This window comes from Enterobacter sp. RIT418 (assembly GCF_003057745.1).
In the GTDB taxonomy this organism is placed as follows: Bacteria; Pseudomonadota; Gammaproteobacteria; order Enterobacterales; family Enterobacteriaceae; genus Enterobacter.
This window is the reverse complement of the sequence record NZ_QBJD02000008.1, coordinates 161,712-174,827: the sequence shown is the minus strand read 5'-3', so window position 1 is coordinate 174,827 and position 13,116 is coordinate 161,712. Positions and strand designations below refer to the sequence as shown.

Sequence of the window (13,116 nt, the reverse complement as noted above, 5' to 3'; positions counted from 1 at the left end):
TCCGATCATGGAGCGCGTATGGGTCTGTTTCATCGTATAAAAACATCGTTTCGCGCCCTGTTCCCCCGCCGTTACGCCTGGCCCGGCCTGGATATTACGCTCCCCGCCGGGCAACACCTGCACCTGGTCGGCAGTATTCACATGGGTACGCAGGATATGTCCCCCCTGCCGCCCGGCCTGATTAAACTGTTGAAGCACGCCGATGCGCTGGTCGTTGAGGCGGATATCTCTGGCCACGAGTCGCCGTTTGCCGGTCTTGAGAGCGCCCTTCCCCTGGCGGAACGCCTTGATGAAACCCGGCTTGCGGAACTGACGCGCGTCGCGGATGAGACGGGCGTCTCGCTCACCATGATAGACGCCCTGCCGCTGTGGCAAATTGCGATGGTATTACAGGCAACGCAGGCGCAGCGTCTCGGTCTGCGCGGTGATTACGGCATAGATTACCAGCTGCTGAATGTGGCAAGGGCGCGCAGTCTTCCCATCATTGAGCTGGAAGGAACGGACAGCCAGATAGCGCTCCTGCGCCAGCTGCCGGACGATGGCAAAATGCTGCTGGACGATACGCTGACCCACTGGCACACCAACGCCCGGCTGCTGCAAACGATGATTGGCTGGTGGCTGGACGCGCCGCCGTCGGACGGAAAGTTCTTGCTCCCGTCAACGTTCAGCGAGTCGCTGTATGATGTGCTGATGAACGCGCGCAATCGGGCCTGGCGAGAGATGCTGCATGCTCTGCCGGCCGGGCGATACGTGGTGGCGGTTGGGGCGCTGCATTTGTACGGAGAAGGAAACTTGCCGTCGCTGCTGAAATAAAAAAATGGCCAATATCTCTATTGGCCCGTCAAAGAGGAATTTCATCGTTTTTATTATGCCGAAGGAGACCTTCGGTTGAGCCGATTGTCGCTCAAAGTGACCATCACTGCCAATACTATATGCGCAAGATGGTGCTATTTTTTAGACAAACGTCAGGCGTATGCTGTCAGCATGAATTGTCTGTCGTAAGAAGGATAGCTATGACTCCCGCCGTTAAATTACTCGAAAAAAACAAGATTCCCTTCACGATCCACACCTACGATCACGATCCGCACGAGACCAACTTTGGTGACGAAGTGGTGCGCAAGCTGGGTCTGAACGCGGACCAGGTATATAAAACGCTGCTGGTCGCGGTCAACGGTGATATGAAACACCTCGCCGTTGCGGTAACGCCCGTCGCCGGACAGCTGGATCTGAAAAAAGTGGCAAAGGCGCTGGGCGCGAAAAAAGTCGATATGGCGGACCCGATGGTAGCGCAGCGCACGACCGGCTATCTGGTCGGCGGGATCAGCCCGCTCGGGCAGAAAAAACGCCTGCCGACGCTGATTGATGCCCCGTCGCAGGGGTTTGACACCATCTACATCTCAGGCGGCAAGCGCGGGCTGGATATTGAGCTGGCGGCGAGCGATCTGGCGAAAATGCTGGATGCGACGTTCGCGGATATTGCGCGCAGGGATTGAGAAAATTGCCCGGTGGCGCTGCGAGGTAAAAGCAAAACGGTAACAGACGTTACCGTTTTTTTGTGTTCGCGCCCTCTCCCTGTGGGCTGAGGGCATCAGGCCGCACACCACTACTGCCAGCTCACCTCGCCTTTCGGCTCATAGGCATTTACGTCAATCGGCGAATTTTGCTGAATATACTGCTTCAGCACTTCCGCATCGATGAAGCCGGTATTGACGTATCCCGGTTTGTTATCGATGTGCGGATAGCCGTCGCCGCCGGTGGCGTTAAAGCTTAACGTCGCCATGCGGTACGTTTTGGCAGGATCGACCGGCTCGCCCTTGATTTTAAGATCGTTAAGCTGCCCATCTTTCGCGACAAAGCTGACGTTGGCAAACTGCGGATAGGCCCCGGAGTCCGGCTTCATCTGCGCCACGGCGGTCAGGTACTCAATCACCTCTTTTCCGCTCATGTCGGCATACACCACAATATTGCCGAACGGCTGCACCTTCAGCACGTCTTTATAGGTAATGTTCCCGCCTTCAATGGAGTCTCGAATGCCGCCGCCGCTCATCACGCCAAAGTCGGCGTTGGTGCGGGCGATTTGCGCGGCCAGCACCAGGCGGCCCATGTTGGTCTGAACGAACCGCACCTTGCTGCGGTCCCCTTCGAGACGGCCGTTGAGCGTGCCGATCTTCACGTCCAGCTGCGCTTTGCCCTTGCTCTGGAACGGCGTCAGCAGGGAGAGCATCTGCTGGTTCTCGGCAATTTCCGGGGTGTACAGCACGCGCTCGCTTTTCCCGTCCGGGTAGGTGACTTTTTTCTTCAGGTTGACCGGGATGAGCTGATAGTGCACCAGCTTCATCTCGCCGTTGCGGAACTCAAAGTCCGCGCGGCCAACGTATTTACCCCACTCGTGCGCCTGAACGATCCAGATGCCGTTCTGACGATCCGGCGCGCACGGCGTGCCCGGCACGTAGTCCACCTGCTTTTTATTCTCAGAGGCCATACACACCGGGTCCTGCGAGTGACCGCCTACAATCATCGCCAGCGAACCCGCAGGCAGGCTGCGCGCCATCTCCACGTCGCCCGGCGCGTTTGATCCATGCTCGCCGTTGTCGTAATGACCCATGTGCGTGGTGGCAATAATCACGTCCGGCTTCTCGTTCTGCTGCAATTCCTGAATCACCAGCTTCGCTTCATCTGCCGGTTTGCGGAACTCGATATCGGTAAAGAATTCAGGATTGCCGATTTTCGCCGTATCGTCGGTGGTTAAGCCGATCACCGCGATTTTCAGATCCTGACGCTTAAACAGCGCCCAGGGTTTAAACAGACGTTCGCCGGTGCTTTTCTGGTAAATATTGGCGGAGAGGAACGGGAATTTGGACCACTTTTCCTGCTGGCGCAAAACGGAGAGCGGATTATCAAACTCGTGGTTGCCGACGGCCATCGCGTCGTAGCCAATTAAATTCATGCCGCGGAAGTCCGGCTCCGCGTCCTGTAAATCCGATTCCGGCACGCCGGTATTAATATCGCCGCCTGAAAGCAGCAGCACGCTGCCGCCCTGCGCTGCAACCTCTTTGCGAATACCGTCCACCAGCGTTTTCTGCGCCGCCAAACCGTATTCGCCATATTCGCTGCGCCAGAAATGGCCGTGGTGGTCGTTGGTATGCAGGATAGTAATTTTATAGGTTTTATCTTGCTCGTAGGCCTGCGCCGGCAGGCTTGCCATGCCCCATGCGGCGAACAGCGCCAGCGCAACGCCACGCTTCATTAATTTCATCTCTCTCTCTCCCTGACCCGTAAACAAACGCAAAAATTACAATGAGTAATAAGAATAGACAAATATGTTTTCAGAATTGCGACTTTCATCAAAAGTCACGGACGGGTATGTTAGTCGGATAATAATGACTCCCTGCACTTCTAATAACAAAACAACGTGGTATTTATGGCAATCAGCGAATCAACCCCGGCGTCGCCGCCAACGTCGCGCACCTCTTTTAAGGTATTAGGCGCAATCAGTCTCTCTCATCTGCTCAACGATATGATCCAGTCGTTAATACTGGCGATCTATCCGCTGCTGCAGTCAGAGTTTTCATTAACCTTCGTGCAGATCGGCATGATCACCCTTACCTTCCAGCTCGCCTCCTCGCTGCTGCAGCCGGTGGTGGGCTACTGGACGGATAAATATCCGATGCCGTGGTCGCTGCCGATTGGCATGTGCTTCACCCTAAGCGGGCTGGTGCTGCTGGCGATGGCGGGCAGCTTCGAAGCCGTGCTGGTGGCGGCAGCGCTGGTGGGCACCGGCTCGTCGGTGTTCCATCCGGAATCATCCCGCGTGGCGCGCATGGCCTCCGGCGGCCGCCACGGCCTGGCGCAGTCGCTGTTCCAGGTCGGCGGTAACTTCGGCAGTTCCCTGGGGCCACTGCTGGCCGCGGTCATCATCGCTCCCTACGGCAAAGGCAACGTAGCGTGGTTTGTGCTGGCCGCCCTGCTGGCGATTATCGTGCTGATTCAGATCAGCCGCTGGTACGCCGCTCAGCACCGCGTCAACAAAGGCAAACCTGTAGCAAAGGTAATCAATCCCCTCCCTCGCAACAAGGTTATTCTGGCCGTCAGCGTCCTGCTGGTGCTGATTTTCTCAAAATACTTCTATATGGCGAGCATCAGCAGCTATTACACCTTTTATCTGATGCAAAAATTCGGAATATCGGTACAAAATGCGCAGTTTCACCTCTTTGCCTTCCTGTTTGCGGTGGCCGCCGGTACGGTAATTGGCGGGCCTGTGGGCGATAAGATTGGGCGTAAATACGTCATTTGGGGCTCTATCCTCGGCGTAGCGCCGTTTACCCTCATTTTGCCCTACGCAAGCCTTGAGTGGACGGGAATTTTAACCGTGATCATTGGTTTTATCCTTGCGTCGGCCTTCTCGGCCATCCTGGTCTACGCGCAGGAGCTGTTACCGGGGCGGATCGGCATGGTTTCCGGGCTGTTCTTCGGCTTTGCCTTCGGGATGGGCGGCCTTGGTGCAGCGGTGCTGGGGATGGTTGCAGATCACACCAGCATCTTCCTGGTCTATAAAATCTGTGCTTTCCTGCCACTTCTTGGGATGTTGACCATATTCCTGCCTGACAACCGTCACAAAGCGTAAATTAAGGGCCGCTAAAGTTTAACTTTGGCGGCCCGATACCCTGATACCATAAGGGTTTCTTCTTCCTGTCCCCTCGCAATGTAGCAAAATCTGCTTTTTTTCCTGCATATTGCTGTTTTAATCAAACTTCAACAATAATTCATAAACATAAGCGTATAAATTGTCATAAACTATTACTCGGTTTTTTGGTTTTTTAGCCAAAAATGGAACACCCACAACGAAAGGAGACGGAATGCACCACGCCACACCGCTTATCACCACCATTGTTGGTGGACTTGTGCTTGCTTTTATCCTCGGCATGATTGCCAATAAACTGCGTATTTCGCCTCTGGTAGGCTATTTGTTAGCGGGTGTGCTGGCGGGTCCGTTTACGCCGGGTTTTGTTGCAGATACCAAACTGGCTCCTGAGCTGGCGGAATTAGGCGTGATTCTGCTGATGTTTGGCGTGGGTCTTCACTTCTCGCTGAAGGATCTGATGGCGGTAAAGGCTATCGCCATACCCGGCGCAATCGCCCAAATTGGCGTGGCGACGCTGCTGGGGATGGCGCTTTCGGCCCTGCTGGGCTGGTCGCTGATGACCGGCATCGTTTTTGGGCTGTGTCTTTCAACCGCCAGCACCGTGGTGCTGCTGCGCGCGCTTGAGGAGAGACAGCTGATAGACAGCCAGCGTGGGCAAATCGCCATTGGCTGGCTGATTGTTGAAGATCTGGTGATGGTGCTGACGCTGGTTCTGCTGCCCGCCGTCGCCGGAATGATGGAAAAAGACAACGTCGGCCTAGCCTCGCTGGCGCTGGATATGAGTATTACCATCGGTAAAGTGGTGGCATTCATCGCCATCATGATGCTCGTTGGCCGTCGCCTGGTGCCGTGGATCATGTCCCGCAGCGCGGCAACCGGCTCGCGCGAGCTGTTCACCCTTTCCGTACTGGCCCTGGCGCTGGGTATCGCCTTCGGCGCCGTCGAGCTGTTCGATGTCTCCTTCGCGCTGGGCGCGTTCTTCGCCGGGATGGTGCTGAACGAATCGGAGCTGAGCCACCGTGCCGCGCACGACACGCTGCCGCTGCGCGACGCGTTCGCCGTTCTGTTCTTCGTCTCCGTGGGGATGCTGTTCGACCCGCTGATCCTGATTCAGCAGCCGCTGGCCGTATTAGGCACGCTGGCGATCATTATCTTTGGTAAGTCGGTTGCCGCCTTCTTCCTGGTGCGGATGTTTGGCCACTCGCCGCGCACGGCGTTGACCATCGCCGCCAGCCTGGCGCAGATCGGTGAATTTGCCTTTATCCTGGCGGGCCTGGGCATGGCGCTAAACCTGCTGCCGCAGGCCGGACAAAACCTGGTGCTGGCGGGGGCGATACTTTCGATTATGCTCAACCCGGTATTGTTTGCCCTGCTGGAGAAATACCTCGAGAAAACCGAAACGCTTGAAGAGCAAACGCTGGAAGAGGCGACGGAAGAAGAGAAGCAGATCCCGGTGGATATCTGCAACCACGCGCTGCTGGTCGGCTTTGGCCGCGTGGGCAGCCTGCTCGGCGAGAAGCTGATGGCGCAGGGCATTCCGCTGGTGGTGATTGAGACGTCGCGCACCCGCGTTGACGAGCTGCGCGAGCGCGGCATTCGCGCGGTGTTAGGCAATGCGGCCAACGAAGAGATCATGAATCTGGCGCATCTGGACTGCGCCCGCTGGCTGCTGCTCACCATCCCTAACGGCTATGAAGCAGGCGAGATTGTGGCTACCGCCCGAGAAAAATGCCCGACCATCGAGATTATCGCCCGCGCGCACTATGACGACGAGGTGGAGTACATCACCGAGCGCGGCGCAAATCAGGTGGTGATGGGCGAGCGTGAGATTGCAAATACGATGTACACGCTGCTGGAGAAACCGCCGGTAGAAGAGGCGGTGACGGGGTAAGTTTTGTGCGGCCTGATGCCCTCACCCTGGCCCTCTCCCACGGGGAGAGGGAACAAACACTAAAAACGGCAACCATTGGTTGCCGTTTTACTTTTACCTCGTGCGGCCTGATGCCCTCACCCTGGCCCTCTCCCACGGGGAGAGGGGAAAAAACACTAAAAACGGCAACCATCGGTTGCCGTTTTGCTTTTACCTCGTGCGGCCTGCCCCCCTCCCCCTGGCCCTCTCCCCAAAGGGGCGAGGGAGAAAAGACGGCTCGGTGCGATCCCCTCTCCCCTATGGGGAGAGGATTAGGGTGAGGGGTTTAGTGTTATCTGTCCCAATACGCCTCTTCGAGGCTGTCTTCCCTTTCCGGCAGGCCGCGCGTCAGGCGCGGCGAGTGCTGGTTCAGCACCTGATAGCTCACGCGGTTCGCGTACTTACACACCTGGGCCAGCGACGAATAGGTCAGCCAGCTAAACTTGTGCTTGCTGGAGTTCGGTACGTTGGTTTTGTGGTAGGCGTTAGCCGTGATGTCGTGGAGCAGCGCCGCCAGCGCGCCGTCGCCCGCGCCGTTGGTGTTCATGATCTTCTCAGGCCCGCCCATGTACGGGGCGATATGGGAGAAAATGCGCAGCGGATTCACGCAGTCCTTGTGGCGCATTGCGCGGCTAAATTCGTACTGGTTGAACTCGGCGATCGCCCCCGGCAGCAGCGGATGCTGGGTTTTACGCTTGCTCTCTTCCTCGGTGAAGCCCGCCATATACAGCCCCACCGGCCCGGCGGTGCAGAGCACCAGGTCGACCCAGTCCAGCGCTTTATCAGAAGCCAGCAGCGGATCGCTTTCGCCGGTTAGCGCTTCGGCCTCTTCCTCGTTCATCGCCAGAATGGAAACGTGCTCTTTCAGAAACGCCTGCCACCACTCGGGGTTATCGGCGATCACGAATTTGGTGCCCAGCGTCAGGACAACCGGCACGTTGTATTTCTTCGCGTATTCCACCGCCTTCATGGTCGCTTCCGGCATTGGCTCGCCCGGCTTGCAGCGCACCAGATAGGAGGTCAGCACCAGCGCAGACGCGCCCGCGATCACCTCTTCAGGGATGCTCTCAGCGCGCAGCTTGTTCATGTGGCCCGGGCTGATGGCAAAGGTACGCTCGCCGGAATCGCTAATCAGCGTAAAGCAGCGGCCTATCGGCCCGTCAACGCCCTGCAAATAGTTCAGATCGGTACGGCTGGAGGTGTTGCAAAGATAGCGATAGGCGTAGCCGCCGATTTCGATATTGCTGCACATGACGCCCAGCAGCACCGAGCGGTCGTCTGCCAGCACGGAGTAGTTGTGCATGGTATTGCCGATGGTTCCCCCGGCGAACTGGTGGGTGATGAGATTTTCACGCACCAGCTCCTGATACAGCGCTTCCGCAACGTCATCTTCAATGACCAGAGAATGCCCGGCGCTCAGCCCGTAACGGGCGACAAACGCGTCATCCACTTTCGCCTCAATGTCCACCAGCGTCTGGTCGATACCGACCACCCATGCCGCGCTCGTTTCGTTTACGGGCTGAATTTGCTGCAGCAGCGGATCGCGGGCATTGACGGGAAAGTAGTGTTTGGATTTACGTTTACCGGGAAATTTCATGGTCAGAACTATGCAAGGAATATGGGCCGGGAATGGTAGCACAAACCCGGCCCTGAGCGCGATCAGCGGCTGTTGGTCACCAGCGAAACCATCATCTCGATATGCTCAGGAGAATCGTTAAGTGCCGGAATGTATTCATACTTCGTTCCTCCCGCTTCCAGGAAGAACTCTTTATTTTGTACGGCGATCTCTTCCAGCGTCTCCAGACAGTCCGCCGAGAAGCCCGGCGACATCACCTGGATGTGCTTCACGCCCTTCTCGCCCAGCATTTTGAGCGTTTCATCGGTGTACGGCGTGAGCCACGGCTCGCGCCCGAAGCGAGACTGGAAGGTCATCATTACCTTCTCAGGCGGCAGGCCGAGCGCGGAGACCAGCTCGCGGGTGGTATCGCGGCAGCGCTGCGGATAATCGTCCCCTTCGTTGGCGAAACGCTGCGGAATGCCGTGATAGGAGAGCAGAAGCAGATCCGGCTCGCCGTGCTTTTCAAACGACGCGCGCGCGCTGTTGGCAAGCGCCCTGATGTAGAGATCGTTATCCGCGTAGTCGCGAATAAAGGTGATGCCCGGAATGCGGCGGCGCTTCGCCAGAATGCGCGCCAGCTCGTCCCAGACGGCAGCCACCGTGGAACAAGAATATTGCGGATAGAGCGCCAGCACGACGATGTGATCAACGCCCTGGGCCAGCAGCGCCTCCACGGCGCTTTCCAGCGACGGTTTGCCGTAGCTCATGCCCAGCGCCACCGGCATATCCGGCAGGCGGGCGGCCAGCGCTTTTTCCTGGCGACGGCTGTATACCATCAGCGGCGAGCCCTCTTCCATCCAGACGGACTGATAGAGTTTGGCGACGCGCGGAGAACGAATCGGCAAAATGACGCCACGCAGCAGCGGCCACCACAGCAGTCTTGGAAAATCCACGACGCGCGTGTCGCTTAAAAATTGTCGCAGGTAGCGTTTTACCGCGTCTGATGTAGGTGCTTCTGGTGTGCCCAGATTGGCAAGCAGGATGCCGGTTTTCGCCTGACTCATTCACGCCTCTTAACCATTTGATAGGTTGTCAATTGTAGCGGAAATGCGTTTAAACGGAACCAATTGCAGCAAAAGGGAGAATGAGAAAATTTCTCACCCGGGGATCCGGGTGAGAGGCGCGCGATTAGCCGAGAATTTTTTCCAGCTCTGCACGTACGTCAGCCACGGCTTTGGTGCCGTCAACTTTGGCGTATTTGGTGTTGCCCGCTTCAGCTTCTTTAGAGTAGTAGCCGATCAGCGGCGCGGTCATCTGATGGTATTCCACCAGGCGCTTGCGCACGGTCTCTTCCTGATCGTCTTTACGGGTGGTCAGCTCTTCGCCGGTCACGTCGTCTTTGCCTTCAACCTTCGGCGGGTTGAATTTAATGTGGTAAACGCGGCCAGAGGCAGCGTGTACGCGACGGCCAACGATACGGTCAACGATCAGCTCGTCCGGCACGTCGAACTCCAGCACGTAGTCCACGTTGATGCCCGCTTCTTTCATGGCGTCAGCCTGCGGAATGGTGCGCGGGAAGCCGTCCAGCAGGAAACCGTTGCGGCAATCTTCCTGAGAGATGCGTTCTTTCACCAGGGCGATAACCAGTTCGTCAGTGACCAGCTTGCCTGCGTCCATGATGTCTTTCGCCTGCTTACCCAGCTCGGAGCCAGATTTAACAGCGGCGCGCAGCATATCACCGGTGGAGATTTGCGGAATACCGTATTTCTCCATGATGAACTGAGCCTGAGTTCCTTTACCCGCGCCCGGAGCGCCAAGCAGAATAATACGCATTGCGAAAATCCCCTCAAATGTCGTTTCAATTTTTCAAAAGCGCTAAACAATACCACCAGAACGGGCGTGGCTCAAGGAAGGCGGGGAGGCTGAAACGGTTAAGGGGGGAGATAATTTGGGTTAGTGCGGTTGGTTCCCCCTCACCCTAACCCTCTCCCCAAAGGGGAGAGGGGACGATGACACCCTCTCCCCTTTGGGGAGAGGGCCAGGGTGAGGGGTAGGTGTTAAATTACGCCAGCAACAGCGCATTCACGCGTTTAATGAACAGGTTAGGATCTTCCAGCGTGCCGCGCTCGGCCAGCAGGGACTGATCCAGCAGCAGCTCTACCCACTCGGCGAAGCGGGCTTCGTCCTGGGTATCGGCGGCACGTTTCACCAGCGGGTGATCCGGGTTCAGCTCGAAGATGTATTTCACTTCAGGCATCGCCTGGCCCGCGGCGGCAAACAGCTTCGCCATCTGGGTGCCCATTTCGTCCGCATCGGTGGTCACAATCGCCGGGGTATCGGTCAGACGGTGGGTGAAGCGCACCTCTTTCACGCGATCGCCCAGCAGGGTTTTCACGCGCTCAACGAACGGCTCAAGCGCCTTCTCGGCCTCTTTCGCGCTTTCGTCCACGTCGTCCGCCAGCTTGTCGATGGACTCGTCGGCTTTCGCTACGGACTGGAAGGATTTACCGTCGAACTCGGTCAGGTAGTTCATCATCCACTCGTCGATGCGGTCGGAAAGCAGCAGCACTTCGATGCCTTTCTTACGCAGCAGCTCCAGGTGCGGGCTGCTCTTCGCCGCGGCGTAGCTGTCGGCGGTGATGTAGTAGATCTTCTCCTGCCCTTCCTTCATGCGAGAAACGTACTCTTCCAGCGACACGGTCTGCGCGGAGGAGTCGGTGTGCGTGGAGGCAAAGCGCAGCAGCTTAGCGATAGTTTCAACGTTCGCGGTGTCTTCCGCCGGGCCTTCCTTCAGCACGAGGCCGAACTGTTTCCAGAAGGTCTGGTATTTTTCCGCATCGTCTTTCGCCAGTTTTTCCAGCATCTGCAGCGTACGCTTGGTCAGCGCGTTGCGCAGGTTGCGGGTCACCGTGCTGTCCTGCAGGATTTCACGCGAAACGTTCAGCGGCAGATCGTTGGAGTCAATCAGGCCGCGGGTAAAGCGCAGGTAGTTCGGCATGAACTGCTCGGCGTCATCCATGATGAAGACGCGCTGAACGTACAGCTTCAGGCCGTGCTTATGATCGCGGTTCCACATATCCCACGGGGCCTGCGCCGGGATGTACAGCAGGCTGGTGTACTCCTGCTTGCCTTCCACGCGGTTGTGGCTCCAGGTCAGCGGATCGGTGTAGTCGTGGGCGATGTGCTTGTAGAACTCGTTGTATTCGTCGTCTTTGATTTCAGACTTGTTGCGCGTCCACAGGGCCTGCGCCTTGTTGATTTTCTCCCAGGAGACAACGGTTTCCCCGTCCTTCTCTTCCCGTTTTTCAATCTCAACCGGCAGCGCGATGTGGTCTGAATACTTGCTGATGATGGAGCGCACGCGCCAGTCGTTCAGGAAATCATCTTCGCCTTCACGCAGGTGCAGGGTGATCTCGGTGCCGCGATCCGCTTTGGTGATGTCGTCAACGGTGTATTCGCCTTCGCCTTTGGATTCCCAGAAGACGCCGTTTTCCGCGCTGTCGCCCGCCGCGCGGGTGCGCACGGTGACTTTATCCGCCACGATGAATGCCGAGTAGAAGCCCACGCCGAACTGGCCGATCAGCTGGCTGTCTTTCGCCTGATCGGAGCCCATAGACTCCAGAAACGCCTTGGTGCCGGATTTCGCGATGGTCCCGAGATGGTCGATCACCTCGTCGCGGTTCATACCGATGCCGTTATCGGCGATGGTCAGGGTGCGGTTCTCTTTGTCAAAAGAGACGCGCACGCGCAGCTCGCCGTCGCCTTCGTACAGATCCGGATTAGACAGCGCGCGGAAGCGCAGCTTGTCCGCCGCGTCGGAGGCGTTGGAAATCAGCTCGCGCAGGAAGATTTCTTTATTGGAATACAGGGAATGGATCATCAGGTGCAGAAGCTGTTTTACTTCTGACTGGAAACCGCGGGTTTCTTGTCCTTTCATCTAAGTCGACCTCAACAATGCCATTTAATGGGGTTTAAAAACGTTGAGTGAGAGATGGGGATAAGGGGGAGAAATTTCAAGCGGAGGCCGCGAAGGCAGCCTCCGTTTGGTCAGAAAGTAATCTTGTGACGTCCGGCTAAAGAGTGCGACAGCGTGGTGCCGTCGACCATCTCCAGCTCGCCGCCGACCGGCACGCCGTGGGCGATACGGCTGGCGTCAACGCCGTACTGGCCGCAAAGCTCGGCAATATAGTTCGCCGTCGCTTCCCCTTCCACCGTTGGGTTGGTGGCGAGGATCACCTCTTTGATCGTTTCCGACTCCAGGCGCTGCTCCAGGCGATCGAGACCAATATCGTCCGGGCCGATGCCGTCCAGCGGAGAGAGATGCCCCATCAGCACGAAATAGCGGCCGGAAAACTGCCCGGTTTGCTCAATGGCGTAGATGTCCGCCGGACTCTCCACCACGCAAATCTGACCGTTTTCCTGACGACGCGGGTTCGTGCAGATGTTGCACACGTCCTGTTCGGTAAAGGTACGGCAATCCGCACAGTGACCAATTTCCGACATGGCGCGGGTCAAAGCCTGCGCCAGGCGCATCCCGCCGCTGCGGTCGCGCTGCAATAGCGTAAACGCCATGCGCTGCGCCGACTTCGGGCCAACGCCCGGCAGGCAGCGCAGTGCTTCCATTAACTGCGTGAGCAGCGGACTGGTTTGCATCAGAACGGCATCTTAAAGCCCGGCGGCAGCTGCATGCCGCTGGAAACAGAGGCCATTTTCTCTTTCTGGGTTTCGTCGATGCGGCGCGCAGCATCGTTAAACGCGGCAGCGACCAGATCTTCCAGCATCTCTTTGTCGTCTTCGAGCAGGCTTGGGTCGATTTCAACGCGGCGGCAGTTGTGCGCACCGTTGATGGTCACTTTAACCATACCCGCGCCGGATTCACCCGTGACTTCCAGCTGAGCGATCTCTTCCTGCATCTTCTGCATTTTTTCCTGCATCTGCTGAGCCTGCTTCATCAGGCCACCCAGACCGCCTTTTCCACCAAACATAGGCTTCTCTCTCTTTCACGTT

Annotated in this window: 11 protein-coding genes; 4 read left to right on the top strand and 7 right to left on the bottom strand. The window is 57.4% G+C overall.

The window, feature by feature from the left end; genetic code table 11:
- Positions 1 to 18: 18 nt before the first annotated feature.
- Both DBY73_RS11695 and ybaK read left to right on the top strand, forming a co-directional pair.
- Entirely contained in the window at positions 19 to 813 is a 795-nt protein-coding gene (locus tag DBY73_RS11695; protein ID WP_112011304.1) for a TraB/GumN family protein, read from the top strand.
- A gap of 200 nt (positions 814 to 1,013) precedes the next feature.
- The gene (ybaK, locus tag DBY73_RS11690; protein WP_112011303.1) at positions 1,014 to 1,493 is read left to right on the top strand and encodes a Cys-tRNA(Pro)/Cys-tRNA(Cys) deacylase YbaK; all 480 of its coding nucleotides are present in this window, start codon (positions 1,014 to 1,016) and stop codon (positions 1,491 to 1,493) included.
- 110 nt (positions 1,494 to 1,603) lie between these two features.
- On the opposite strand, the gene ushA is transcribed toward ybaK, so the two are convergent.
- Positions 1,604 to 3,256 (bottom strand): bifunctional UDP-sugar hydrolase/5'-nucleotidase UshA, encoded by a 1,653-nt coding sequence (gene ushA, locus DBY73_RS11685; RefSeq protein WP_112011302.1) that lies wholly within the window; start codon positions 3,254 to 3,256, stop codon positions 1,604 to 1,606.
- 165 nt (positions 3,257 to 3,421) lie between these two features.
- Here ushA and DBY73_RS11680 point away from each other — a divergent pair, with 165 nt between their 5' ends.
- Together DBY73_RS11680 and ybaL are read left to right on the top strand one after the other, a co-directional pair.
- The gene (locus DBY73_RS11680; RefSeq protein ID WP_112011301.1) at positions 3,422 to 4,624 is read left to right on the top strand and encodes an MFS transporter; all 1,203 of its coding nucleotides are present in this window, start codon (positions 3,422 to 3,424) and stop codon (positions 4,622 to 4,624) included.
- Positions 4,625 to 4,856: 232 nt separating this feature from the next.
- Complete coding sequence (gene ybaL / locus DBY73_RS11675) at positions 4,857 to 6,533, top strand: YbaL family putative K(+) efflux transporter (RefSeq protein ID WP_112011300.1); 1,677 nt, start codon at positions 4,857 to 4,859, stop codon at positions 6,531 to 6,533.
- A 310-nt stretch (positions 6,534 to 6,843) separates the two neighbouring features.
- Here ybaL and DBY73_RS11670 read toward each other — a convergent pair whose 3' ends face one another.
- The 6 genes from DBY73_RS11670 to DBY73_RS11645 form a co-directional block, all read right to left on the bottom strand.
- Positions 6,844 to 8,148, bottom strand: a complete 1,305-nt coding sequence (locus tag DBY73_RS11670; protein ID WP_112011299.1) for an inosine/guanosine kinase — start codon at positions 8,146 to 8,148, stop codon at positions 6,844 to 6,846.
- A gap of 62 nt (positions 8,149 to 8,210) precedes the next feature.
- Positions 8,211 to 9,173, bottom strand: coding sequence for a ferrochelatase (hemH, locus tag DBY73_RS11665; protein WP_112011298.1), 963 nt, complete (start codon positions 9,171 to 9,173; stop codon positions 8,211 to 8,213).
- Positions 9,174 to 9,297: 124 nt separating this feature from the next.
- Complete coding sequence (gene adk, locus DBY73_RS11660; protein WP_112011297.1) at positions 9,298 to 9,942, bottom strand: adenylate kinase; 645 nt, start codon at positions 9,940 to 9,942, stop codon at positions 9,298 to 9,300.
- 229 nt (positions 9,943 to 10,171) lie between these two features.
- Positions 10,172 to 12,046, bottom strand: coding sequence for a molecular chaperone HtpG (gene htpG, locus DBY73_RS11655; protein WP_112011296.1), 1,875 nt, complete (start codon positions 12,044 to 12,046; stop codon positions 10,172 to 10,174).
- A gap of 110 nt (positions 12,047 to 12,156) precedes the next feature.
- Positions 12,157 to 12,762 (bottom strand): recombination mediator RecR, encoded by a 606-nt coding sequence (gene recR / locus DBY73_RS11650; RefSeq protein ID WP_112011295.1) that lies wholly within the window; start codon positions 12,760 to 12,762, stop codon positions 12,157 to 12,159.
- Positions 12,762 to 13,094, bottom strand: coding sequence for a YbaB/EbfC family nucleoid-associated protein (locus tag DBY73_RS11645; RefSeq protein WP_112011294.1), 333 nt, complete (start codon positions 13,092 to 13,094; stop codon positions 12,762 to 12,764). The genes recR and DBY73_RS11645 overlap by 1 nt, the downstream gene beginning before the upstream one ends.
- Positions 13,095 to 13,116 lie beyond the last annotated feature (22 nt).